A 24123-nucleotide genomic window follows, 5' to 3' on the forward strand; every position below is an offset into this window, starting at 1 on the left:
TAGTAGAAAATTTCAATGAAAAACAAAACAAAAATCAGCTTTATTTCAACCAAGTAGCCGTAAGGCTTTATGTTTATGTTTTTTTTAAACCAAATTTTTTGATAGCATGTTTTTTGAGGTGCTCCATCACTTCTTCTACGGAATCAGTCACGAATAAAAGCTTCATATCTTCAGGGCTGATGCTTTCGTTGTCTGCCATTTTTTGAATGTGATGACATAATTCTTGGTGGTAAACGGAATCAAAAATAACGATCGGAAAATCGCTTATTATTTTATTTTGAATTAAAGTCAGTGCTTCAAATAATTCATCTAAAGTCCCAATTCCTCCAGGCATTACCACAAATGCATAGGAATATTTGATTAAAATTACTTTCCTTACAAAAAAATAGGGAATGTATATCCATTTATGAAGATAAGGATTTGGTTTCTGTTCCACAGGAAGGACAATATTACAACCTACCGAATAACCTCCGACTTCATAAGCTCCTTTATTGGCGGCTTCCATTAATCCTGGGCCTCCGCCTGTCATTACTGTAAATCCTAATTTTGCTATTTCAGAACCAATGCGTTCAGCGCTTTTATAATGTGCTGTTTGCGGTCCAAAACGTGCCGATCCAAAAACGGTTACGCAAGGTCCGATAAAATGCATTTTCTGAAAAGCTCTGATGAAGTTATAGAGCACTTTAAAAATGAAGAAAAGGTTTTTAAAACGAGTCAAGGGACCTCTTACAAATAAAGTTTCGGATTTAGAAAGTCTATATTGGCGAGAGTTTTCCATAGATTACTAAGATAGGAAAAATAACAGTCGAGATTTATTTTTCCAACTTAATAAATGTATGAATCTTCAAAAATAGAAATGAGTTATATTTCAATTTTTCCTAGATTTTCAGTATAAGTAAACTCAAAAAAAATATTTTTAAAGCAATCATTATTTATTACTTTTTTCCAAAATAGTTTTAATGATTTCTTCTTTACTCAAAACACCGGACTGTCTCCACAACTGTTTTCCGTTTTGAAATAAAATCATCGTAGGAACACCGCGAACCTGATATTGACTTGAAATTTGCTGGTTTTTGTCCACATCAATTTTTATGATGGAAACGCGGTCTCCCAAACTGTCTTTTACTTCTTTCAAAATGGGGCCAAGCATTTTACAAGGTCCGCACCACGTAGCAAAAAAGTCAATTAAAACTGGTTTTTCGGATTGTATAATCGTATCAAAATTACTCATCGTTATTGTTTTTTAGTGTTAGGAATACTACAACCGTTTGCGCCACAACCAAAATTGAAAATTACCTGAACGAAGAAAAATAGTCCAAAACCAATGAACATCCATTCTTTCAAAATATAGGCTTGTGCAAATAAAAATAAGGCAAACACTAGGCGAACCCAGCGCATAATATGCCAATTGGTGAATAATAATGCTTTCATTTTTTTTTAAAGTGAATTTAGTTTTTCATGATTGTTTCATCATAATGAACCGTACATTTCGTTTAATTTTAACCACATAGAAACATAGCTTTTTTAAATATTTTGGGGCGTTTCATTTTTTTAAAGTAACCTTAGCTATGTGAATCCAAGAATTGGCCTATATGACTCTTTTTTCTATGTTTCTATGTGTTTCAATTTAAGATTGATTGACTTTATTGACTACATCCCATGTTTTAAATTACTATTACAACAGAGAAACCAAAAAAAGAGGATTTATTAGGATTTAAAAAACCGATATCTTTTCATTCTCATTCCTTTGTTTTATGTTAAACTTTTCTTTTTCAATTCGATAAATAATTCTGAATTCGCTCTTGGTGCAATAGAATTGTCACACAAATTCATTTTTGTAAAATCAAAAGCAGCTGCAAAATGTTTTTCATATTCTTCTTTGCTTCCGCCAAAAGGAGGTCCGGATTCAAACATTCTATTGAATAGTAATCCTGCCAGAATTGCTTCATCAGCTAAAATTTGATGCATTTTCCAAACGTATTTTTGACGCATTGTTGGAGGCAAAGCGCAGAAAAAAGTTTGCTCTATAATCAAATCATAGTTTCCTTGATGTTCAAAGAAATCACCTAAAACAATCTGAATATTAGAATTGTTTTTGAATTTTTCTTTTAAAACTGCAACTGGTGTTGGTGCAATATCGATAACGGTAATATCCGAAAATCCTTGCTCCAGAAGATATTCTGCTTCATAGCTGTTGCCACACCCCGGAATTAAAATACGGCTGTTTTTATCAGCAACCGTATCCACATACGCATGTATTGGTGGTGATACTTGGCCTAAATCCCAACCGGTGGTTTTAGCTTTGTATTGCGCCTCCCAATAATTAGCATTCAGCGGTTTTTCACAAGAAGTATCAGAACATTTTAAGTCGGACATATTATATTTTTTTTCGGGTTGAAATTCCAAACGGGGAATACAATGGGCAAAAACTAATAAAACTGGTCAGTATAAAAATGGCTGCAAAAATTCCTAAAACTAGTGCAAGCGTCCCGCTGATTGTATTGGTAAAATACAATATCGCAATAAGTATTGCTAAAGCGATGCGAATAATTTTGTCTGTTGAACCCATGTTTTTTTTCATTGTATTCTTTTTATTTGGTTATAAATTATTTCAAAACTTTGCTTTGGCAAACGAAATCCGATTTAGGAACATCCGTTTTTGCAATAGCATTAAAACCGCCTTCAATTTCGGTGAAATTTCTAAAACCACGCGCTTCCAGAATCGAAGCTGCAATCATACTGCGGTATCCGCCGGCGCAATGCAGATAAAAATGTTCTTTTGGATTAATATCTTTGACCCAATCATTAATAGCCGCTAATGGCTTGCTGTAGGATTCCTCAACATGCTCTGCGCAATATTCACTTTCTTTCCGAATATCAATTATTTTGCTTTCGCCAATTTTCACTTCCTTGGCAAATTGTTCGGCTGAAATTCTATTTACGGTATCAATCTCTTTTCCGGCTTTTGCCCAAGCATCAAAACCGCCTGCTAAATGACCTATTAAGTTGTCAAAACCCACACGGCTCAAGCGCGTAACAGTTTCTTCCTCCTGACCCACTTCGGAAATAATTAGAATGGGTTGTTTCACATCAGCAATTAAAGCGCCAACCCAAGGAGCAAAATCACCGTCAATCCCAATGTTTATGGATTGCGGAATAAATCCTTTGGCAAATTCGCCATTTTTTCTAGTGTCTAAAAGTAAAGCTCCAGTTTCTTCGGCGGCCACTTCAAATTCTGATGGGGACAGCGCACGCATTCCTAAATTCAAAACATTTTCAAAACTGTCATATCCTTTTTTGTTCATGGCCACGTTCATACCAAAATAAGCTGGCGGTGGTAATAAACCTTCGGTCACTTCTTGTACAAATTCGGCTTCTGTCATATTCGCACGCAAGGCATAATTAGTGGCTTTTTGGTCGCCAATGGTCGAAACGGTTTCCTTGCTCATGTTTTTTCCACAAGCACTTCCTGCACCGTGAGCTGGATATACAATGACGTCATCCGCCAAAGTCATTATTTTTGTTCGTAACGAATGGAATAGGGTAGCGGCCAATTGTTCTTGCGTCATGTGTGCCGCTTTTTGTGCTAAATCCGGTCTTCCCACATCGCCAATAAATAAAGTGTCACCAGAGAAAATAGCGTGATCTTTTCCGTTTTCGTCAATTAATAAAAAAGTGGAGCTTTCCATGGTGTGTCCTGGAGTGTGCAATACTTTTATTTTGATGTTTCCAATGGTAAATTCCTGTCCGTCTTTTGCAGAAATGCAATCAAATTCACAGGTCGCATTTGGACCATAAACAATAGGAGCGCCAGTTTGACGACTCAAATCTACGTGGCCGGAAACAAAATCAGCATGAAAGTGGGTTTCGAAAATATATTTCAATTTTACACCGTCTCTTTCGAGTCGGTCCAGATAGGGTTGAGTTTCGCGTAACGGGTCAATAATCGCAGCTTCACCATTTGAAGTAATATAGTAAGCACCTTGTGCTAAACAGCCGGTATATATTTGTTCTATCTGCATGATTTCGTTTTTTAAGATTATGATACAAATGTACTTCTGTTTTTTAGGATAAACAGTGACAATTGTTACATTGCTTTTATTTTGGAACCAAAAAATATGTGATTGATTGATTTTTTCTATTTCGAAAATAATCCCAAAAAAAACAATACTAAAGATAATCAAAAATGAAGCTTAGTGATCATTTTACAAAGTAATTTTTTTATAAAAGTAAAAGGTAAAGTATTGATATTCAGATTTAAAATAGTAGTTTGTAAATAATTTTACCCATAAAGATGCCTTTTTAAAAAGCGATTTTCTTTATTACTTGAGGGAATTTATTTTAAAAGTTCAATGTTATTGCGATGCAAAGCAACGATGCCGCGTTGTTCCATTTTTTTTAACAAACGGGAAATTACTTCTCTTGACGTATTCAATTCGGAGGCAATTTCCTGATGGGAAAGCTTCAATTCTTTGCAACCACAAACATCTGCATGGCGTTTCAAATAAAATTCCAATCGTTCGTCCATGGCTCTAAAAGCGATGCTATCAATGACTTCTAATACTTCTTCAAAACGGCTTCTGTAGGTGTCAATTACAAATTCATACCAGCTTCGGTGTTGCATCATCCATTTATCCATCAAAGGTAAAGGCACCATAATCAACTCCACATCCTCAACTACTTTGGCCATGATCTGGCTTTTTTCATTTTTGGTGGCACAAATCATAGAAATGGCACAGGCTTGACCCGGTTGCAAATAATACATGAAAAACTCTCCGCCATTTTCATCTTCACGATAGACCTTAATTTTTCCACTGATTACCAGTACCGTATTTTTGATATACTGTCCGGTTCGCATGATGATATCGCCAGCTTTGAAAGATTGAATAGAAGCATTGGCATCAACATCTTTTACTAATTCAGTAGAGAAGGAAGGAAATATTTTCTTTATCGGATCAAGCATTTTAGTTTTTTTCTAAGTTTTATAATGTAAAAGTAGTGTAAAAACTCAAAAAAACCGAGTGATTTTACGACTAAAAATTGTGGCAAGTACTTGATTTACGGATTAATAATGGTGTATTGTCTATGGATTTAATAGACTGTTTTTTCATAAAATAAAAGTCTAATTTATACTTTATTGGTAGTTAATATTTTGCGAAAAGGATTTCTTATGAATATTATCTAATTAACAATTGTTGCGTTTATTGTTTGGTAAAAACGTTGTATTTTTACAAAAAACATCATTATGAATTTAACACAAGAAGATTGGGTTTCTCAATTTGAAGCTGATGAAAATGCAGTGATTCTGGACGTGAGAACCGAAGATGAATTTAACGAAGGTTTTATAGCAAGTGCCATCAATATTGATATTCACAGAGGGCAGGATTTTGTAACCGAGATTGAAGCTTTGGACAAAAATAAAAATTATTATGTGTATTGCCGCTCGGGAATGCGAAGTGCAAAAGCTTGTGAAATAATGAATCAGCTGGGCTTCGAAAATGCCTATAATCTTATTGGAGGCATCACAGAGTGGGAAGGCGAAGTCATAGAACCATAAGGCAGAAAGAGTCAACCACTTTTTTTATGGATTTAAATTATAAATATAATACCCTTTAGTATGAATATAATACCAGAAGAATTTCAGATTACCACATTATTGAATCAAGACACGTATTTAGTAGATGGCGAATTAAAAAAATGGGAAGGTCAGACTACCGCTGTTTTTTCAACGATTTCATCTACTGAGGAATACGGTCCAACTATATTAGGTTCGATTCCATTTATGGGTGAAACCGAAGCGCTGGAAGCTGTCAATGCGGCTAGTGTTGCGTACAATAACGGTCAGGGATTGTGGCCTACGATGAAAGTGTCAGACCGAATCAAATGTATGTCGAATTTTGTCACTCAAATGAAAGCGACCCGTAGCGAAGTCGTTAAATATTTGATGTGGGAAATTGGTAAATCTCACGGTGATTCCGAAAAAGAATTTGATAGAACCGTAGAATATATTTACGATACTATTGAAGACTATAAATTATTAGACCGAAATAGTTCCCGCTTTACCAAAACTCAAGGGGTTAATGCCATGGTGCGTCGTGGACCTTTAGGAGTTGTTTTGTGTCTTGGACCATACAATTATCCGTTGAACGAAACCTTTGCGCTACTGATTCCGGCTTTGATCATGGGGAATACTGTTATTTTTAAACCCGCTAAACACGGTGTACTATTAATTTCGCCTTTGCTGGAAGCTTTCAGAAGCAGTTTTCCAAAAGGCGCTATCAATATCGTTTACGGACGAGGGCGTGAAGTTGCTTCGCCAATAATGAAATCCGGAAAAGTCGATATTTTGGCTTTGATAGGAAACAGTAAATCAGCAATTGCTTTACAGGATCAACATCCAAACAAAAACAGATTGCGTTTAATTTTAGGTCTGGAAGCTAAGAATCCAGCTATCATTTTACCCGATGCCGATTTAGATTTGGCTATTCAGGAATGTATTGCTGGAACGCTGTCATTCAACGGGCAACGATGTACAGCATTGAAAATTTTATACGTTCACGAGACGATTGCTGATGAATTCAACAGACGTTTTGCTGCCAAAGTAGATTCGCTTGTTTTTGGAAATCCTTGGGACCAATCAGTAATGCTGACTCCGTTACCGGAGAAAGATAAACCGGCTTACATTCAGGAATTGATCGATGATGCTGTCAAAAAAGGCGCAACAATCATCAATGAAAAAGGGGGGGAACATTCACCTAATTATATTTTTCCTGCAGTTTTGTTTCCAGTAAATAAAGAAATGCGAGTGTATCACGAAGAGCAATTTGGTCCGGTGATACCAGTGATGACCTTCAAAGACATTCAGGAACCATTGAATGATATGGCGGAATCAAATTATGGCCAACAAGTAAGTTTGTTTGGAAGAGACATCAAAACTATCGCGCCGCTAATTGATACTTTAGTGAATTTAGTGTGCAGAGTAAACTTAAACAGCTCTTGCCAAAGAGGTCCTGACGTATACCCATTTACAGGACGTAAAGATTCAGCTGTAGGAACTTTGAGTATTCACGATGCCTTGCGTTCGTTCTCGATTAGAACTTTTGTGGCTTCTAAAGACAACGACTATAATAATGCTATTTTACAGGAATTATTGAACAGCAAAGAATCCAATTTCGTTAACACGGATTATACGATGTAAATCTATTTTAATTAAAAAAGTAAAGCCGTCTCGTTTTTGCAATGAGACGGCTTTTTTTATGAAGTTTGGGTTGTTGAGGTGATTCTATATAACCTATAAAAAACAAAAAGGTGATCTGTTGCCAGACCACCTTTTTAAACAAATTATAAAATCTAAAATTAAAGCAGGTCGAAACGGTCTAAGTTCATTACCTTAGTCCATGCTGCAACGAAGTCTTTAACAAATTTTTCTTGAGCATCTGAACAACCGTATACTTCTGCAATGGCTCTAAGTTCTGAATTAGATCCAAAAATAAGATCTACACGAGTACCAACCCATTTGATTTCACCAGTTTTACGATCAGCTCCCACAAAAGCATCATCAGATTCTGAAAATGCTTTCCAAGTAGTACCTAAATCTAATAAATTCACAAAGAAATCATTAGTCAATGTACCTGAACGTTTCGTAAATATTCCACTTTGAGATTGATCAAAATTCATATTCAAAGCACGAAGTCCACCTACTAGAACAGTCATTTCCGGCGCTGATAAGTTCAATAATTGTGCTTTGTCAATCAACATTTCTTCAGCTGATACCGTATATTTTGTCTTCACATAATTACGGAAACCATCTGCTTGAGGCTCTAAAACTGCAAATGATTCAACATCTGTTTGTTCTTGTGAAGCATCCGTTCTTCCTGGAGTAAAAGGTACATTTACTTCAAAATTAGCATTTTTAGCAGCTTGTTCAATTCCGGCGCTACCACCTAAAACAATTAAATCTGCAATGGAAACTTGCTTACCGCCAAAGTTTGCGTTGTTGAACTCTTTTTGGATGTTCTCAAGCGTTGCTAATACTTTCTCTAATTGAGAAGGATTATTTACTTTCCAGTCTTTTTGCGGTTCTAAACGAATACGAGCACCGTTTGCACCACCACGTTTATCGGAACCTCTAAAAGTGGATGCTGATGCCCAGGCAGTAGAAACTAATTCGGATACAGACAATCCAGAAGCAAGAATGGAAACTTTTAGTATAGCAATATCATGTTCGTCAATTAACGGATTGGTTACTGCTGGAACTGGATCTTGCCAGATTAGTTCTTCACTAGGAACTTCTGGCCCCAAATAACGCGCTTTTGGTCCCATATCTCTGTGCGTCAATTTGAACCAAGCTCTTGCGAATGCCTCATTAAATTCGGCTGGATTTTCAAAAAAGTGTCTTGAAATTTTCTCGTATACTGGATCTACTCTTAAAGATAAATCAGTAGTCAACATAAAAGGTTGGTGACTTCTTGAAGGATCATGTGCGTCTGGAACAGTACCAGCACCTGCGTCTCCTACTGGTTTCCATTGGTGGGCACCAGCTGGACTTTTGGTCAATTCCCATTCGAAACCAAATAAGTTTTCGAAATAGTTATTGCTCCATTTTGTTGGTGTAGTTGTCCATGCACCTTCAAGACCACTGGTAATTGTGTCTTCGGCATTACCTTTTCCATAACTGTTTTTCCAACCTTTACTTTGCTCTTCGATACCTGCTCCTGCAGGTTCTGAACCAACGTATTTATTTGGGTCAGCAGCACCATGTGTTTTCCCCAATGTGTGTCCTCCGGCAATAAGGGCAACAGTTTCTTCATCATTCATCGCCATACGGGCAAAAGTCTCCCGAATATCACGCGCTGCCAATAACGGATCAGGATTTCCGTCCGGACCTTCGGGGTTTACATATATAAGTCCCATTTGCACTGCTGCTAAAGGGTTTTCTAGCTCACGATCACCTGAGTAACGGCTATTTTGTGTGTTGCTAAGTGCTAACCATTCGCGTTCAGAACCCCAATAAATATCCTCAGCCGGTTCCCAAACATCGGCGCGACCACCGGCGAAACCAAATGTTTCTAATCCAGCCGACTCAAGGGCGCAGTTACCGGTTAGAATCATTAAATCGGCCCAGGAGATTTTCTTACCGTATTTTTGTTTGATAGGCCATAATAATAAGCGAGCCTTATCTAAATTTGCATTATCAGGCCAGCTGTTCAAGGGTGCAAAACGTTGCGTTCCAAAACCTGCTCCACCACGACCATCAGCAATTCGATAGGTTCCTGCACTGTGCCAAGCCATTCGAATAAAGAACGGGCCATAATGACCATAATCTGCTGGCCACCATTCCTGAGAGGTAGTCATCATTTCGAATATATCTCTTTTCAATACATCTAAATCCAATGATTTGAATTCTTCGGCATAATCAAAACTTTCTCCCATCGGATTGGATAGGGAGGAATTTTGGCGTAAAATATTTAATTTCAACTGGTTTGGCCACCAGTCGCGGTTACTTGGACCAGCACCCGCACTTTGCTTTGGAGCAGCTGCGCCAGAAAATGGGCATTTACTTTCTTTGTTGACATCATAAGATGTTGGGTTTGTGTTATTTTCCATAGTATAATTGTTTTTTTTATTTTCTTAAAGCGAATTTATCACAAATAACCCTTACTTAATTTAATTTTCAATAGATAAAATTGATAATGGTAATTGTCTTTGAATATGCTAAATTTAATGAAATTATAGTAATAACGCCTCTTTTTAGCAGCTTCATAATGTTAAGACTATATTAAATTGTCGATTGCCAACAGAAACCTCTAGGTACTGCGTTATCTCTGAAATATTTTTGAATTAACTGAAATTATAATTATTTTTCCGGACCTCAATTTTTAAAATCTGCAATTAATTTATAAATGTTAAATCATAATGTATTGCTAAAACCTAGTAAATATAAGGATTGTTAGCATTAACTTTAACCAAAAATAAAAACATGAGTTCATTTGAAAATAATAATAGTAGTCAAAATACTGTAAATTCTGAGTTTGAAGCTTGGGTTGGCATTTTATATTCCTGTATTTCTGCTGATAATCAAATTACCGCTTCGGAAGCTGCAACATTATCTAGGGTATTGTCTTCAAAACAGAAATTTATCGGAATCGATATTGCGCCCCTTTACAGAAAAGCATTTAATGTACGAGCGGAACTGGGACAATTAAAATATATTTCGGCTTGTTCCGAATGGATAAAAGGGGAAGATAAGGAAACTTTATTTGCTCTTGCATTGGAAGTTTTGCTCGCTGACGGAACATTGGAAAAAGAGGAAAAAAACGTAATCGAAGTTTTATCAAATCAATTAAAAATTGAGCCAGAAATGACAAGCAAAATAATTGAAGTCATTTTCTTGAAAAACAAAGGGAATATTAAAGGAATATAAGTGGTAATTCTGATACAATTAATATCTAAGCAGATTAAATTTATTTTATAACCTCTTTATCTTAAAAATATTATGTAATTTAGACTATTCAAAATAGGAAAACAAAAATCAATTAAGACCATTCATCACTATTGTCTTTAAAACGCAAAGACTATCAAAAAGAAACTCAAAATAGCAAAGGAAAACTTTCGCGAAAGGCTTCATAGAGAACCTTTAATCACACATCCTCGATTGAAGTTTGTTCCTAATATTGTGCTGAACCTGATTAGCTTATTTATCACATTTGCAGTGGTAGGAACGCTGTTGTATTTGCTTCTAAATTATTTGATAATGAAGTTTTATCATTTGGATTAAAAAAGGATTCTCTCAAAAATTGAAATTGAGTATAAAATTTATATTACTCATATTTGTTTTATTGAAAATATAATTTTTATTCCCATAGGTTTCCCCCACATTGAACTTGTGTACATACAATAATTGCGCATCAAAACCCTTTAACATTCCCTGAAATTGGTAACGAACATCAGCATTAGTCTGCACATAAGAAGGTAATCCGTATTTATTCATGGCAACGTTTTTTACATCCGGTAAATCAAAATACCCAACCGCCAGATGAGATTTGAATGTTTTTTTAGGATTCGTATACTGTATTTTAGTCATTACTGCCTGTACATCTCCAAAACCTTCGTTTCGTTCTCTGGCCATGAAAGTATAAAATGGGTCTCGTCCCCATTCTCGCGGCATTAAATACCTTCCTTTGGCAGTTATTCGATTGTAATTTACAGTAATTTCTATTTTTTTATTTTGCCAGCCTAATCTTCCTCCAAACGTTTGAGAATTACTATTTTTTTCAAAATAAGTTTTGTTGGGATCTTCATTACCGCCAAAATTCAATGCGTTTTGGTATATCGTCTGAAAACCGAAAAGCAGTTTCGAGTTTGGATTTAAATCGTATTTATAGTCCATTTGGAATAAAGCCGAATTGAAAATGTTTTCCGTGTACTGATTCCATAAAAGTGCTTTTAGGTTTTTTATGGATTCATTTTGTATCCCAACAATATAAATTCCATTACTGTCTAAATTTCCTGCATAACCGGATTTTATTCCATCAGGATTCACACCAGTTGGATATATTCCGATGGATTTTCCGACTTCAAAATAGTTCAGTGTACTCCGTGGGGAGATTCCGTAGAGATATCCCAAATTGATTTTAGTCTTTTTGATTTGATTAAAATCTACCCAAATTCCGTTTACTTCTGTAGGGCGCATTCTGCCGTCTTGCAGATTTATAAAGGACGTGTTGAGTAATTGTTTTCCAAGAGTTATCGTCGAATTTTTATAATTGTATTTTAAATATAATTCTTCTAATCGGCTTAAATTGTCTTTGTTTGACGGGTTTTGAATATCAAAAAGTGCCACTTCATAGCGATTGGACGCATTAGTAACGGGATCTTTTTGAGTAAAATTAGAAGAACCAATATTGAAAATGTAATAACCGCTCACGCCAAATTGAAAGTCATGAAATTTCGCCGTTTCAAATTTTACGCCTCCGCCAACAGCATTAGCATAATAATCAGATAAACCACTTTCATTGTTGGTACCCATGAAGAAATAGCGGAAATGACCGCTGAAGTTTCCGTTTTTGAAAGCATTTAAAATCGAAGTGGAATCAATTTTTTCATCGCTTTTTTCTTTCCAAACGCCCGGTTTTTCTGAGATTTCCTGATGTTGTGCTTTGGTATCTATGGTAAAAAGTAGGGAAGCAAGTATATAAATTCCAACGAAAAATTTTTTCATTTTTTGTACGTTTAGATTTGCAACAAAAATAATCTCAACCATCTAAATGGGAAGTAACTTTTATCACATTGACCCAAAAAAAGCCGAATGTTTTAGGCATTCGACTTTATTAATTTTTGACTTTTCTGCTTTATATTTATCTAAAAGTGTAATCGACTCCAGTAACTTGGGATAACAGCGTCTCTGGAGCATCCAGAATTATCGCATTTTTTTGAGGAGTAGGCGTAACAGGAGAGTTTTGTTTTAAATATTCTTTCATTACTGAATGCAGAGTTGCATTGGTGTTTTTGGCATCCATAACACCTTTCATTCTGCAAAGCATATCCACAGGATCTCCGTCCCGTTCACAGGCCATTATGGAATACATTTTTTCAAGATCTAATGGTATATTTTTTACCGTAATACTTTGAACTCTTTTATCCATTTCGGCAAAAGCATTAAATCGTACTTCCATTCCCTTGAACTTTACGACCCAACCACCAAAACGTTTTGAAGCGTCTTCGGCAAAGACATTATTTAATTCTTTTTCCAACCAGTTTTTCAGTTGTTTTCCTGTAACTTTTGCTGTTCTTACAGTGCTGTCAACGGGTAACATATCAAAAATAAATCCGTTTGTGATTGGAATATTTCCGGTTTGATCCGGAGTAGTTTTTGGCGGACAAAAACGAAATCCATTGGAAAGATTAATGTCAATGTCAGGAAATTTCCAGTGCAAAGCGTTGAGAATCATCGTATCAATAGGATTTTCCACCACGAAATAGCGGTACAAAGGAATTGTGCTGTATCCAATAATCGTATTGATTTGTTCTTGATAAACAGACTCTTTTTCTATTAATAATTTTTCAATTGCAGCATCTGGTTTAATTTTTGGTGAATCAACTTCGAGTAGTTCATAGCTATCATCAATTACTCTTCCGTTTAAAACCGTCAAATCTAATTTTCCAATAAAAGAACCAAATGCTCCCGGTTCTACCACTTTAGAATATTTACAAACTATTGGTTTACGGACTCTTTCATGTGTGTCCCCTCCTAAAATATAATTGACACCCTCACATTCAGGGTGGTTTGCTAATGCTATTTGCTGCGATAAACCAAGATGTGCAATCATAATTACATAACTGCATTGTTCCTGATTTCTGAGGACATCCACATAATGAGCCAGATTTTCTTCAGGGTTGGTATAAATAATTCCTTTGCTGTAATTGGGACTTTGTCTCAACGGTACCAATGGATCTGTGTAGCCTAAAAAACCAATTTTTGCTCCGGCAATATGCCATATCGTGTAGGGCTGAAAAATAAGTTCGCCTCGTTTTCCTTCGCCTAAATCATGGTACATATTGGTACAAATTTTTGGCGCATCCAGAGAACCCATTAAGGTTTGCATTTTTCTTTTTCCGTAAATCACTTCCCAATTTCCTGGAAGATATAAATCGTAATTCAACGCATTTAATATGGGAATAAAAGCTTCACCGGTAGTTTCCACACTTAATTCACTGCCCTGAAACATATCACCAGTGTCAATGATATAGGTGTTTGGGTTTTTCTTTTTTAGCTTTTTTAGCATCGTTGCCATATAGGCATAGCCGCCAGTTTTTCTAAAAACAGCTTTCCCATTTTCCCAGAATAATTCATCATGCGGATGAATCTGGCAATGCACATCGGTAGTTTGCAGAATAGAAATTGTTTGAGGTTTGCTTTGGTCGATTGCTGCATCCAGTTTTATTCCCTCGGTTTCATTTGTATTTGCAATAGCAGAAAGGGGCGAAATTATCGCCGCTCCCAGACTTAAAGTTCCTACTGATTTTAGGAAATTTCGTCGGTTATTATTTGATTCCATTTTATTTATTTAAAATGATTATTATTTAAAACTATATTTTGTATGAAATGCCTAACATTAGCATACTTGTGTCCATCTTATAAGAAACTTTACTGTTAGGAACTGTGCCTAACGAATCAGTTTGCCCAGCTAACATTGGGTTGTAAATAGGTCCTTCGGTACTGCCGTCACTTGTAGCATTATGGTAAACCGCATTCAACGTTAATTTTTCTGAAAATTCATATCCAAAACCAAATTGATAGGCATTTTGAATTACTGCAGTTGCAGAAGTTGAGAAAAACGCTAGTTCTGGTTTTATAGGATTGGTATTATAGGTATACCCTACTCTTAAAGGCAATTTTTTGATTCCTTTATATTGTGCTCCTATCGATAATACTTGCATATTTTTCCAGCCAAAACCTTGTACAGCACCTGTTGCAGACCATCCATAGTCTTCAAAACCTTCTGTTTTAGAGTATTCAACTTGTCTAAAATCAAATGCTAAATCAAATTCACGGTTTGAATATCCAACTCCTAATGAATAGACTGCAGGAAAATTCATTTTAAAAGAATTTTTAGAACTGGAATTGTCCAAATAGGTATTCTCAAATTCAAAATTTGAAAATTGTTGTTTTGATTTATAGCTGGCTCCTAATTTGAAACCTTCTTCATTTTGATAAAAAATACCAATTTGACCACCAAAACCTGTTGCCAGGGCATTATTAGTGGTTGGATATCCTGCCATTGTGGGATTTGCGGTAGGATTGGGTTTTAATTCTAATGTAGCAATATTAAAGTTTGGACTAACGCCAATAGAAAGTGATTTTGAAATTTTATAGGCGTAACTTAAACCAGTTTGAAGCATCATATAATTGGAAGTTAAATTTCCAAAACCGCCCATAGATTGAGGCATATTTATCGGGTTTGTCGTGCTTTCAGGAAAATCAACACCAAAACCGCTTACTCCAAACGCAAATGCTCCGAAGGTATGTTTACTGTCTTTTTTTCCGTAAACAAAACCCAAAGAGGGTAATATCGAATTGCTTTTTACATCGGTAGATTTACCACTCATTGGACCATTAGGTGTAGGAACGGTCGATGAAAGCTCTGGATTTGCCATGAATAAACCTATATTTAAGGAAATAGTGCTGCCTTCAAATGCAGATATTGCAGCGGGATTCCATTTTAAAGCACCGTTAATGTCAATTGGTTGCGCAGTTGAAGCACCGCCCATAGACATATTTACGGCTCCAACTCCCTGCATTAAATGTCCAGATTGTGCAAAAAAGTTAGTAATAAAGAAAATCAAAATTATGGTTAGTCTGTTTTTCATAAGTTCTAGATTTTGTTTGTTATAATTAATTGGTTAGTTTAAAATTATTATAAATCGTAAAACAGGGTTTGAGTATATTTCGTCACGTTGCGCATTACATACGAAAGATGATTTTTATATCTTGAATCTAATCCGTTCGATAGAATTAGATTTAATTATTAAAAGTTATAAATTGTAAATTAATACTCTTTTATTTTGTCATGTCGAGGAATTAGAAATCGCATTTTATAGACTTTATCAGATTGTTATTCCTCAAATGAAATAACAAAATATCATCTTATTTATAAATAATTACAGCCAATGGATCGAATCTTTTAAATTACAAGCTTCAAAATCTTTGATGTAATGCTGAATTAAACAATGAATATGTTGTTTTTAAAAATGAATTATTTTTTTTCGTTTAAGAAATTTTCTGTGATATTTCTATCTGATTGACTATTCAATTTTTTTTAAAACGTGATAAAAAAAAGGCAAAAAAACAGCGTATTACTTACTATAAAATATAGAATTAATGCCTCGAATTAAAGTTAAAATTTGGAGGTCATTTTAAGTCAAAATGTAAGTATTGATTTGGTTAACTTCGATGAAAATAACCGCTAACCGATACTTAATTTACTGCTATTTAGCAGGGATAAATTAGAATCCACCTTTGACGTAACTCCAGCCTTGCTCTTGTTTTTCTACAATTTCTGCTATTCCCACCGGAATGTATTCAACTTCTGACATCAATTGTTCTTTTGTTACTTTTTGACTTTTCAAAGTGTTTTCACATACTACAAAACGAACACCTTTAGCCCGTAATGCTTTTATAGCTTGTATTTGCTTTGATTTTGCTGACATTATAAATGGTAAACCCATGCTGTGAATCACTACTTCGTATTTGGCATTTGGCCAATGTGTAGTCATATTTTTCAGCTGGTTAATAATTGCTTTCTGTTGTAAAGTATCGATAGCATTGGTAAACTGAAAAATGATTTTATGTTTATTTGGCTTTTTTTGCGCCATAGAAATGATGGAAATCATACTAAATGCAAAAACAAATAAAATCCTCACGTTTTTCATAATTGATTTTTAAAAATTATTTTTTTTCTTTTTTCTTTTTTTCGTCTTTTATAGTTTTGAAAGGTCCAAATTTATGTTGGTTTTCTGAAAATGAATCTGAAAAAGGACCGAAAGGATGATCCACTGGTTTTTTAGAAATATCGGGCCAATCTTGACTCAAATCTTTCGATGGTCTTTCCATATTTTCTACATATGCCGCAATATCCCATGATTCCTCATCGGATAATTGGGGATTTTCATAAGTTGCTCCTAAAGGCATATTATATTTTATGTACCCAGCAAAACGACTGATTCTAAATAATCCCGCACCAGTATTATAGGAGTTTTTACCCCAAAGTGGCGGATACGTATATTCTTTTTCATCTGCTGCCAAAATTCCTTCACCATTCACCTGATGGCAACTCGCACATTTGGCATCATACAATGCCTTTCCTTTTATAGGATCAGCCGCACGATCTAAATACTCTAAATCATATATTCCAGCCGCATTTGCTTCTTTTCCTTTTGGGACATTACTACCAATGTATTCGATATATGCTATCATGGCCTTCATTTCCCTGTCGTCTTTTGTGAGTGGCTGGCCGTTCAAGCTTCTTTCCATACAATCGTTGACTCTTTTGTAGAGATTTTCCACTTGTCCGCTACGCGCTCTCATTTTTGGATACATCGAATATACGGAACCATAATTGTTTCCCCAAGGTTTTGTTCCGGCATCCAGATGGCAATTGTTGCAATTCATCCCGTTTGTGATTTGTTTCACACTACCATTTGGTCCCAAATATTTAGACGTATGCGCAATTAGATCTTTTCCATATTCGACTTCTTGTTTTAAAGTGCCATCTGTAATCAAATTGATATCAGCTGGCTTCCAGAATTTTGCCGTTTCATTTTGCACCATCACTTTTTTCTTAGCATCGATATAAAGGGAATCGAGGTTTGAATCACTATTTTGAAACCAAGAGGTGATGGATGAATTGAAAAACACAACCAAGAACAACCCCATGACTAAGAAAATAATAGTCATAAAGAGATAAATCAGTCTTTTTACGAGTGATCTAAATTGGACTATATTTTGTTTTTCTGGATTCATAATTTATTAATGAGGCAGTTTATCTCTAAAATAACCATAAACCCAAGTTCCCACAATTGCAAAAAACAGGGTAACAATCATCACGGTAGCACCCGTTCCAATTTGTGCAAACAACGGTCCAGGACAAGCTCCGGTTACTGCCCAGCCCAATCCAAAAATGAGTCCACCATAAATCTGTCCTTTGTTGAAGGTTTTGTCGTGGAACTCAATTTTCTCACCGTAAATGGTTTTAATATTGAATTTTTTAATCAGGAAAACGGAAATTATTCCGACCACAACGGCACTTCCTATTACACCATACATGTGAAAAGATTGGAAACGGAACATTTCCTGAATGCGATACCAACTGATAATTTCTGCTTTGATGAAAACAATACCAAACAAAACACCAATGACTAAGTATTTTAAGTTGTGGTACCATTTGTGTTCCAATTGGCTCTCATTGATACAAGAAGTATCTAAAGAACGTGTCTCGAAATCTGTATTTTGATCTTTAATGTTCATAATTTGTAATTTTTAAAGTGAAAGAATAAATGGTAATATAACATTTGCCATAATCAATCCGCCAATGAAGAAACAACATGTTGCAATCAATGATGGCATTTGTAAATTAGACAAACCGGAAATCGCATGACCACTGGTGCAACCTCCCGCATAACGAGAACCAAAACCGATAAAAAAGCCACCAATAACCATCATAAAAAAGCCTTTGAGTGTAAATAAACTTTCCCACGAGAATAATTGCTCCGGTAACATTCCGTAAATTTCGGTTATGCCGTAGCCAGCCAATTCAGTTTTTAGATTACCATCAATGATAATAGGATTAGGATTTGATAAGAAACTAAAGGCAATTACACCACCCAATAAAATACCGAAAACGAAAAACATATTCCAGATTTCTTTTTTCCAATCGTATTTGAAAAACTTTATGTTTGCCGGTAAGCACATGGCACAAGTGTGACGTAACGAGGCACTAATTCCAAATGATTTATTTCCAATGATTAGTAAAGCCGGAACAGTAAGTCCAACTAAAGGGCCCGCAATATACCACGGCCAAGGTTCTCTGATTAATTCTAAAATTCCCATATTTAATTTTTTTGTCAATGCAAAGATTATATTTATAAATGAGTAGTTATGTTACTTTTGTCACACAAGGAAAAAATATTAATATAATTGAAACAATTTGAAATAATTTTAATTAATTAGTAATCAGTAATTTACGATTTAAATTAATAGGATCGTATTAAAATTTAACCAAAAAAAAGTATTTGATTTTTCAAATACTTTAAATAATTATGTAAAAAATTAATTTGTAATTAAGGTTTTATGACTGTTTATTATCTTTTTTATTGATTTTGACCGATACAGAAATTACGTTTTCCATCGCTATTATTTTTTTAATAACTCATCTAGCTTTTCTCGGAACGAATCACTGTTCCAATCCGCAGTTCCAATTTTGGCGACAATTACATTTCCGGATTGATCAATAAGATAGGTTGCCGGAATTGTTGAAGATTCCATTTCGAATGGAGGATTGGTTATGGATTGATAGACAGGAAGTGTCAGATTTTCTTTAATCATAAAAGCATTTGCTTTTTCGAATGGATCCGTCGTCACAAACAAAAAGACGATTTTATCCTGATAATCAACATATAATTTTTGGATGCTTGGCATTTCTGCAATACAAGGCGGACACCAGGTGGCCCAGAAATTAATAAATACAATTTTTCCTTTGTATGCTTCCAATGACACTATCTTTCCAGTGGCATCTTTTAATTGCCATTGATAACTGGAAAGCATTTTTTGATCTGTTACGGCTATAGTTTTAGGCGAAAAAGCAATTAATCGGTTTAAATGTACTTTTACAAAAGTGCCCAAAGGACTAAACAAAAGAAGTGCTATCAATACGATAAAAACAATATTTTGAATAGTTGATTTTTTTGATTTTTTTAGTTCCATTTTTTTAATTGTTATTCTCTAAAAAGAGATGATTTTAGATTAAAATTTGTGACTTATTTTTTATAAAGAGTCTTTCGGCATTCGGATTTTAATAATCAGTGACGATACAATGGTGATGACACCAATCAGAATAATGGCATAATTTACACCAAATAAATCGGCTGTTATTCCTGAAATAATCGCACCTATTGCATATCCTAAATCGCGCCAAAGTCGGAATGTACCAATACTTTCGGCTCTTTGATGTGGATTTGTCGCTTGCGCAATTGCTGATAAAAAAGTAGGATAAACCAAAGCCGTTCCCAAACCCAAAAAGGCTGAAATGGCGACCAACTGATAGAATTCTTCAGCAAAAGGAATAAAAAGTATCGCTATTCCCTGCAGTAACATTCCCCAAAACAGCATCTTTTTTTTCGAATAAACATCAGACATTTTTCCGGTTATTAATTGTCCAAAACCCCAAACGGTAGGGTAAATAGCGGTTATAATTCCAATGTTCTGAGAGTCATAGTTCAACGAAAGCAACACTATAGGCAACAGACCCCAAATCATACCATCATTCAGATTATTTACTAATCCGGCTTGGGTTATGGCGCTTAATGTTTTGTTTTTGAAAGTGGTTTCGAGAAATATATTTTCTAGTTTTTTAGTTGTATTGGTGGCATTTTCTTGATGTACAAATACTCGGGTGTCTTTCACAAAAAACAAAGTCAACAGAAAACCAATTATCGAAATTCCGATTCCCAAGTAAAAAGGGTAGGGCGTAATACCATATTTTTGGGCGATATAGCCTGATAGAAAAGCAACTAATCCAACGGCAAAATAACCTGCAAACTCATTGAGTCCCATCGCAAGTCCGCGATCTTTTTCGCCAACCAAATCAATTTTCATCACCACCGTACTGCTCCAAGTAAGTCCTTGACTGATTCCCAGAAGGATATTTGCAAAAATGACCCAGTTCCAAGATTCAGCATGTATCAAAATAAAAGGAATAGGTATGGCTAGCATCCAACCAAATAAAAGCAAATTTTTTCTACCAAAACGATTCGACAGTTTACCTGTAAAATAATTGGTAATGGCTTTCGTGATTCCAAATGCAATGATAAAAGAGAGAATAGCCGTTTTAGAAGCAATGCCAAATTCAATTTCGGCAAACTTTGGAATAATTGTTCGTTCCATTCCTATCATTCCGCCAACAAAAGCATTGACAATAACCAAAATAGTAAACTGTTTCCAATTTTCTTTTAATCCAAGTTTAGTTGTATTTGTTTTCAATTGATTTTTTTAGGAATTAAAATGACTGTTTGGAATAGAAGTTAGCCCTAAAAGAATAGGTTCTTATAATTTGTAATATTCTAATTGATAGTCACCGATGTGTTTTTTATTTTCTGCAATGGATTTTTTGTGCTTAAAATAGTTCACAATTCCATAAACAAAAATGATGAATGAAGTGACGAAAAGTGCGATTTCAATCAGTAAACTATTTTCAATTTTTAGGAGATTTCTCAAACTCAAGCCTGCAATCAAAAAATACATGGAGGTCCGTAAAAAGGAAAGAAAAGTAGATTGATTAGCCAAAGTAGTTCGCTGTAATGCTAATTTTTCTCTTAAAATTAAGTCTTTGTTTGCTGGTTTTTTCGCTTCCATAGTATTTTATTTGTTTGATTAATTGCTAAAGTAAGTAGTTGGACCTATTTAATGTCATACTAAAAAATGAGTGAAATAATATTTAACATATAAGTCATATAAGAATTAAACCTTAAATGACCTTATGATTGTTTAAGTTACATAAGGCTAACACAATCGAAACTTAAACTTACATGACTTATATGGTAAAAAAAATGCAACATTGTTTTATTCTTATTGCTTAGCTTAGTCATCGTCGTTTTCTAAAAAAGGTAAAATCAATACCTTTTCTAGAAATACTATCAAATTTACTCTTTATTTAAATCAATATCGCTGTCCGTTACTTATACCAATGTAATTAATTTCGATTGCTGAATAAATAAGTGTGCAGTTTAAAACAGATATTTTACTTGCTTTAAACTGCACACTATTTTAAAATTATTGCTGTTTATTTATTGATCATTTCGTTTACGTCCTGCCAAGTGCCGCCATTGGTAACGTTTTTGAAACCATTTTGCTCCAAAATCATTTTGGCTTGACCACTGCGATTCCCACTTCGGCAGAAAACAATAATGTGCTCTTTTCCTTTGAATTTTTCCAATTGGCTCGCCACCTGATCCAACGGAATATTGGTTGATCCTTTTACATTACCTTCAGCAAATTCTCCCGGTGTGCGAACATCTACAAGGAACGCGCCTTCTTTTATTATTTTTTCCATTTGTGTGTTGTCTTTTTTTGAAAACATATTTTTAAAAATTCCAAACATAATTGCGTTTTTTAGTATTCAATAGCATTATTTTGACTCATCCACTCATTCATTCCAGGAGAATAGTTCAGTACATTTTTATAACCATTTCGTGCTAATAAGGAGTAGGCAATTGCCGCTCTGTCACCGCCTTGGCAATGGATTAATACTTTTTTATCTTTACTTATTTTGTCAAGGTTATTCACTAAAGTACCTACAAATACATTGTCAGCTCCTTTGATGTGACCTGCATTGTATTCTGCAACACCACGAAGATCAACTACCTGAACATCTTTTTCTTGTTGTAGCGTTTTAAATTCTTCTAATGAAATTTGATTTACAGTTTCTAAAGAACCACCATTTTCTTCCCATATTTTTGTAGAAGGAACGTAACCTTGAATGTTGTCTAATCCGATTCTCATTAGTTTTCTGGTCAAATCATCTAATTGCGATTCATCGGCAAGCAATATAAAAGGTTCTTCATACGTAAGAAACCATCCTGCCCAAGTTGCAAAAGAATTGTTCCCCTGAATGTTGATACTTCCCGGAATAAATCCTTTAGAAAATTCTGTTTTATCTCTGGCATCAATCAATTTAGTTCCTTTTGCTAAAGCTGCGGTTAATTCAGTGTAATCTAATTTTTTTAATTTTGGAACAGCAGTAAGCAAAGGACGATCAACTTTATTTAGTTTTTTCATCATTGCAAAATACTTTGGTGGTTCCGGTTGGTCTTCCAATAAATATTTTACAAATCCAGCTTCATCATTTTTATGCTGAAAAGCCCAGTTTCTTATTTTTTCATAACCTACAGTCGTGCTTGGTACAGCTCCTAACGCTTTTCCACAAGCAGAACCTGCTCCGTGGCCTGGCCAAACTTGAATGTATTCAGGTAATGCATCGAATTTATTAATAGATTGATACATTTGTTTGGCACCAATATCCTGCGTTCCTTTCATTCCTGCTGCTTTTTCTAACAAATCAGGTCTTCCAACATCACCAACAAATACGAAGTCACCGGTGAACAGCATTACAGGCTCTTCGCTGGCAGGCGTATCTGTTAGCAGAAAACTGATGCTTTCCGGAGTATGTCCCGGTGTGTGAACCACTTCTATTTTTAAGTTCCCTAGTTTTAGAACATCACCGTCTTTTATGTCAACATGAGGAAATTCATATTTCCAATCGGGTCCGCCTTCGGCTGAAAGGTACATTTCTGCTCCCGTCAATGCGGCTAATTCTCTAGATCCAGCAAGGAAATCAGCATGAATGTGTGTTTCTAAAATATGAGTAATTTTCATATTGTTTTGTTTGGCAATTTCAAGGTAGGTATCAACATCCCTTTTAGGATCGATAACTGCGGCTACTCCTGCTTTTTGACAGCCAATAAAATAACTTGCCTGAGCAAGACTCTTGTCGTAAATGTGTTGAAAATACATATCGTTTATTTTTTTAAGTTTCTAATTTATTTGACAAAATTAATGCATGAATTCTTTAAATTTGGTGACTAATGTTACATAGCAGTTTATAACTGAATTATTTTGCCTGTATGCACGTCATAGCGCATGGAAATAATTTTAGTTTTATGCTCTTTTACAATTGAATTTTCTTGAATAAGCCTGTTTGAGTGTTCAATATTAGCATTTATAGAACCCAATAAGTTTTTTTCCTTCGGCATTTTTTTTTCTTCAGCCTGTTCTTCTTTTTCCTCGGCAAGAGTGGCTACAATATCATCAATGTGGTTCAAATGTTTTTTATATAAATTATCTTTATCTTCGATATAGGCTTTGATGGCACCACATTCTGTGTGACCTAAAACAACAATTAATTTCACATCAAGATGTTCTGCGGCATACTCAATACTTCCCATGTCAATATCTGAAATTAAGTTTCCTGCATTTCTAATGACGAAAAGATCGCCTAATCCTTGGTCAAATAATACTTCAGGAGAAACTCTACTGTCTGAACAAGATAGTACTACTGCAAAAGGATGTTGTTCATTTTGGTTTTTTAGCACTGTTTTTTTGTCTTGATGCGGATGAATAGATTTTTCTTCAATAAAACGTTGATTTCCGGAAATTAGTTGTTCTATTGGTGTTTTTTTTTCTAGAATCGGGGTTGCAATTTCTTCTTTCTTACAACCTATTATCATACTTAAAATTGCAATTGTCAGGATTGTATTTCTCATGTTACTTTCAATTATTTCTTCAAAAGTAGCTCACGCATTTTGTAGTTATGGTAACTTATATCACATAACAAAAAAAGAGATTGCCTGAAA

24 protein-coding genes are annotated in these 24123 nt (G+C 34.9%); 3 read left to right on the top strand and 21 right to left on the bottom strand.

The annotated features are described in order from the left end of the window. Nucleotides 1-73: 73 nt before the first annotated feature. From AC0J6S_RS10325 to AC0J6S_RS10355, 7 genes are all read right to left on the bottom strand, one after another. The gene (locus AC0J6S_RS10325) at nucleotides 74-778 is read right to left on the bottom strand and encodes an LOG family protein (protein WP_474953731.1); all 705 of its coding nucleotides are present in this window, start codon (nucleotides 776-778) and stop codon (nucleotides 74-76) included. Nucleotides 779-928: 150 nt separating this feature from the next. Then, nucleotides 929-1231, bottom strand: a complete 303-nt coding sequence (gene trxA, locus AC0J6S_RS10330) for a thioredoxin (protein WP_474953732.1) — start codon at nucleotides 1229-1231, stop codon at nucleotides 929-931. Nucleotides 1232-1233: 2 nt separating this feature from the next. Continuing rightward, the gene (locus tag AC0J6S_RS10335; protein WP_121365770.1) at nucleotides 1234-1431 is read right to left on the bottom strand and encodes a hypothetical protein; all 198 of its coding nucleotides are present in this window, start codon (nucleotides 1429-1431) and stop codon (nucleotides 1234-1236) included. A 321-nt stretch (nucleotides 1432-1752) separates the two neighbouring features. Continuing rightward, on the bottom strand, nucleotides 1753-2376 hold the full coding sequence (locus AC0J6S_RS10340) for a methyltransferase domain-containing protein (RefSeq protein WP_474953733.1): 624 nt from the start codon (nucleotides 2374-2376) through the stop codon (nucleotides 1753-1755). Nucleotide 2377: 1 nt separating this feature from the next. Then, the gene (locus tag AC0J6S_RS10345) at nucleotides 2378-2581 is read right to left on the bottom strand and encodes a YgaP family membrane protein (RefSeq protein ID WP_474953734.1); all 204 of its coding nucleotides are present in this window, start codon (nucleotides 2579-2581) and stop codon (nucleotides 2378-2380) included. A gap of 25 nt (nucleotides 2582-2606) precedes the next feature. Beyond that, a complete protein-coding gene (locus AC0J6S_RS10350) occupies nucleotides 2607-4022 on the bottom strand; it encodes an MBL fold metallo-hydrolase (protein ID WP_474953735.1) in 1416 nt (471 codons plus the stop codon). Nucleotides 4023-4336: 314 nt separating this feature from the next. Continuing rightward, on the bottom strand, nucleotides 4337-4963 hold the full coding sequence (locus AC0J6S_RS10355; protein ID WP_196853167.1) for a Crp/Fnr family transcriptional regulator: 627 nt from the start codon (nucleotides 4961-4963) through the stop codon (nucleotides 4337-4339). Nucleotides 4964-5245: 282 nt separating this feature from the next. Between AC0J6S_RS10355 and AC0J6S_RS10360 the strand changes: the two genes are divergently transcribed. Both AC0J6S_RS10360 and AC0J6S_RS10365 read left to right on the top strand, forming a co-directional pair. After that, on the top strand, nucleotides 5246-5557 hold the full coding sequence (locus AC0J6S_RS10360) for a rhodanese-like domain-containing protein (RefSeq protein WP_474953736.1): 312 nt from the start codon (nucleotides 5246-5248) through the stop codon (nucleotides 5555-5557). Nucleotides 5558-5617: 60 nt separating this feature from the next. After that, the gene (locus AC0J6S_RS10365) at nucleotides 5618-7198 is read left to right on the top strand and encodes an NADP-dependent glyceraldehyde-3-phosphate dehydrogenase (protein WP_474953737.1); all 1581 of its coding nucleotides are present in this window, start codon (nucleotides 5618-5620) and stop codon (nucleotides 7196-7198) included. Nucleotides 7199-7356: 158 nt separating this feature from the next. Here AC0J6S_RS10365 and katG read toward each other — a convergent pair whose 3' ends face one another. After that, nucleotides 7357-9606, bottom strand: coding sequence for a catalase/peroxidase HPI (gene katG / locus AC0J6S_RS10370; protein WP_474953738.1), 2250 nt, complete (start codon nucleotides 9604-9606; stop codon nucleotides 7357-7359). A gap of 373 nt (nucleotides 9607-9979) precedes the next feature. Between katG and AC0J6S_RS10375 the strand changes: the two genes are divergently transcribed. Continuing rightward, complete coding sequence (locus tag AC0J6S_RS10375; RefSeq protein ID WP_474953739.1) at nucleotides 9980-10423, top strand: tellurite resistance TerB family protein; 444 nt, start codon at nucleotides 9980-9982, stop codon at nucleotides 10421-10423. A 366-nt stretch (nucleotides 10424-10789) separates the two neighbouring features. Here the strand turns inward: AC0J6S_RS10375 and AC0J6S_RS10380 are convergent, their stop codons facing one another. The 13 genes from AC0J6S_RS10380 to AC0J6S_RS10440 form a co-directional block, all read right to left on the bottom strand. Then, nucleotides 10790-12220: an OprD family outer membrane porin gene (locus AC0J6S_RS10380; protein ID WP_474953740.1), complete on the bottom strand. Its 1431-nt coding sequence runs from the start codon at nucleotides 12218-12220 to the stop codon at nucleotides 10790-10792. Between the two features lie 136 nt (nucleotides 12221-12356). Next, complete coding sequence (locus AC0J6S_RS10385; RefSeq protein WP_474953741.1) at nucleotides 12357-14057, bottom strand: bifunctional metallophosphatase/5'-nucleotidase; 1701 nt, start codon at nucleotides 14055-14057, stop codon at nucleotides 12357-12359. A 31-nt stretch (nucleotides 14058-14088) separates the two neighbouring features. Beyond that, entirely contained in the window at nucleotides 14089-15369 is a 1281-nt protein-coding gene (locus AC0J6S_RS10390; RefSeq protein ID WP_474953742.1) for an OmpP1/FadL family transporter, read from the bottom strand. Between the two features lie 636 nt (nucleotides 15370-16005). Beyond that, on the bottom strand, nucleotides 16006-16431 hold the full coding sequence (locus AC0J6S_RS10395; protein WP_474953743.1) for a DsrE family protein: 426 nt from the start codon (nucleotides 16429-16431) through the stop codon (nucleotides 16006-16008). A 16-nt stretch (nucleotides 16432-16447) separates the two neighbouring features. Beyond that, nucleotides 16448-17455 (bottom strand): c-type cytochrome, encoded by a 1008-nt coding sequence (locus tag AC0J6S_RS10400; protein ID WP_474953744.1) that lies wholly within the window; start codon nucleotides 17453-17455, stop codon nucleotides 16448-16450. Nucleotides 17456-17527: 72 nt separating this feature from the next. After that, nucleotides 17528-18025 (bottom strand): DUF6691 family protein, encoded by a 498-nt coding sequence (locus tag AC0J6S_RS10405; RefSeq protein ID WP_474953745.1) that lies wholly within the window; start codon nucleotides 18023-18025, stop codon nucleotides 17528-17530. A gap of 12 nt (nucleotides 18026-18037) precedes the next feature. Beyond that, on the bottom strand, nucleotides 18038-18607 hold the full coding sequence (locus AC0J6S_RS10410) for a YeeE/YedE family protein (protein WP_474953746.1): 570 nt from the start codon (nucleotides 18605-18607) through the stop codon (nucleotides 18038-18040). A gap of 303 nt (nucleotides 18608-18910) precedes the next feature. Beyond that, nucleotides 18911-19480, bottom strand: coding sequence for a TlpA family protein disulfide reductase (locus AC0J6S_RS10415; RefSeq protein WP_474953747.1), 570 nt, complete (start codon nucleotides 19478-19480; stop codon nucleotides 18911-18913). 60 nt (nucleotides 19481-19540) lie between these two features. Continuing rightward, nucleotides 19541-20755, bottom strand: a complete 1215-nt coding sequence (locus AC0J6S_RS10420; RefSeq protein WP_474953748.1) for an MFS transporter — start codon at nucleotides 20753-20755, stop codon at nucleotides 19541-19543. Between the two features lie 63 nt (nucleotides 20756-20818). Continuing rightward, the gene (locus tag AC0J6S_RS10425; RefSeq protein WP_474953749.1) at nucleotides 20819-21127 is read right to left on the bottom strand and encodes a DUF202 domain-containing protein; all 309 of its coding nucleotides are present in this window, start codon (nucleotides 21125-21127) and stop codon (nucleotides 20819-20821) included. A 427-nt stretch (nucleotides 21128-21554) separates the two neighbouring features. Beyond that, nucleotides 21555-21872 (bottom strand): rhodanese-like domain-containing protein, encoded by a 318-nt coding sequence (locus AC0J6S_RS10430; protein ID WP_474953750.1) that lies wholly within the window; start codon nucleotides 21870-21872, stop codon nucleotides 21555-21557. 11 nt (nucleotides 21873-21883) lie between these two features. Then, nucleotides 21884-23284 carry an MBL fold metallo-hydrolase gene (locus tag AC0J6S_RS10435; RefSeq protein ID WP_474953751.1) on the bottom strand — a complete coding sequence of 467 codons (1401 nt, stop codon included), beginning with the start codon at nucleotides 23282-23284 and terminating at the stop codon, nucleotides 21884-21886. A gap of 86 nt (nucleotides 23285-23370) precedes the next feature. Continuing rightward, entirely contained in the window at nucleotides 23371-24033 is a 663-nt protein-coding gene (locus tag AC0J6S_RS10440; RefSeq protein WP_474953752.1) for a carbonic anhydrase, read from the bottom strand. Between the last annotated feature and the right edge of the window lie 90 nt (nucleotides 24034-24123).

The sequence above is a fragment of the Flavobacterium sp. TS_SC_5 genome (assembly GCF_056156265.1).

Coding starts and splice junctions, on each gene's coding strand:
- AC0J6S_RS10380 (WP_474953740.1), bottom strand. CDS start 12,220: ATGAAAAAATTTTTCGTTGGAATTTATATACTTGCTTCCCTACTTTTT.
- AC0J6S_RS10435 (WP_474953751.1), bottom strand. CDS start 23,284: ATGTATTTTCAACACATTTACGACAAGAGTCTTGCTCAGGCAAGTTAT.
- AC0J6S_RS10410 (WP_474953746.1), bottom strand. CDS start 18,607: ATGGGAATTTTAGAATTAATCAGAGAACCTTGGCCGTGGTATATTGCG.
- AC0J6S_RS10385 (WP_474953741.1), bottom strand. CDS start 14,057: ATGGAATCAAATAATAACCGACGAAATTTCCTAAAATCAGTAGGAACT.
- AC0J6S_RS10350 (WP_474953735.1), bottom strand. CDS start 4,022: ATGCAGATAGAACAAATATATACCGGCTGTTTAGCACAAGGTGCTTAC.
- AC0J6S_RS10355 (WP_196853167.1), bottom strand. CDS start 4,963: ATGCTTGATCCGATAAAGAAAATATTTCCTTCCTTCTCTACTGAATTA.
- AC0J6S_RS10400 (WP_474953744.1), bottom strand. CDS start 17,455: ATGACTATTATTTTCTTAGTCATGGGGTTGTTCTTGGTTGTGTTTTTC.
- AC0J6S_RS10395 (WP_474953743.1), bottom strand. CDS start 16,431: ATGAAAAACGTGAGGATTTTATTTGTTTTTGCATTTAGTATGATTTCC.
- AC0J6S_RS10335 (WP_121365770.1), bottom strand. CDS start 1,431: ATGAAAGCATTATTATTCACCAATTGGCATATTATGCGCTGGGTTCGC.
- AC0J6S_RS10390 (WP_474953742.1), bottom strand. CDS start 15,369: ATGAAAAACAGACTAACCATAATTTTGATTTTCTTTATTACTAACTTT.
- AC0J6S_RS10425 (WP_474953749.1), bottom strand. CDS start 21,127: ATGGAAGCGAAAAAACCAGCAAACAAAGACTTAATTTTAAGAGAAAAA.
- trxA (WP_474953732.1), bottom strand. CDS start 1,231: ATGAGTAATTTTGATACGATTATACAATCCGAAAAACCAGTTTTAATT.
- AC0J6S_RS10325 (WP_474953731.1), bottom strand. CDS start 778: ATGGAAAACTCTCGCCAATATAGACTTTCTAAATCCGAAACTTTATTT.
- AC0J6S_RS10360 (WP_474953736.1), top strand. CDS start 5,246: ATGAATTTAACACAAGAAGATTGGGTTTCTCAATTTGAAGCTGATGAA.
- AC0J6S_RS10340 (WP_474953733.1), bottom strand. CDS start 2,376: ATGTCCGACTTAAAATGTTCTGATACTTCTTGTGAAAAACCGCTGAAT.
- AC0J6S_RS10415 (WP_474953747.1), bottom strand. CDS start 19,480: ATGGAACTAAAAAAATCAAAAAAATCAACTATTCAAAATATTGTTTTT.
- katG (WP_474953738.1), bottom strand. CDS start 9,606: ATGGAAAATAACACAAACCCAACATCTTATGATGTCAACAAAGAAAGT.
- AC0J6S_RS10440 (WP_474953752.1), bottom strand. CDS start 24,033: ATGAGAAATACAATCCTGACAATTGCAATTTTAAGTATGATAATAGGT.
- AC0J6S_RS10430 (WP_474953750.1), bottom strand. CDS start 21,872: ATGTTTGGAATTTTTAAAAATATGTTTTCAAAAAAAGACAACACACAA.
- AC0J6S_RS10375 (WP_474953739.1), top strand. CDS start 9,980: ATGAGTTCATTTGAAAATAATAATAGTAGTCAAAATACTGTAAATTCT.
- AC0J6S_RS10365 (WP_474953737.1), top strand. CDS start 5,618: ATGAATATAATACCAGAAGAATTTCAGATTACCACATTATTGAATCAA.
- AC0J6S_RS10405 (WP_474953745.1), bottom strand. CDS start 18,025: ATGAACATTAAAGATCAAAATACAGATTTCGAGACACGTTCTTTAGAT.
- AC0J6S_RS10345 (WP_474953734.1), bottom strand. CDS start 2,581: ATGAAAAAAAACATGGGTTCAACAGACAAAATTATTCGCATCGCTTTA.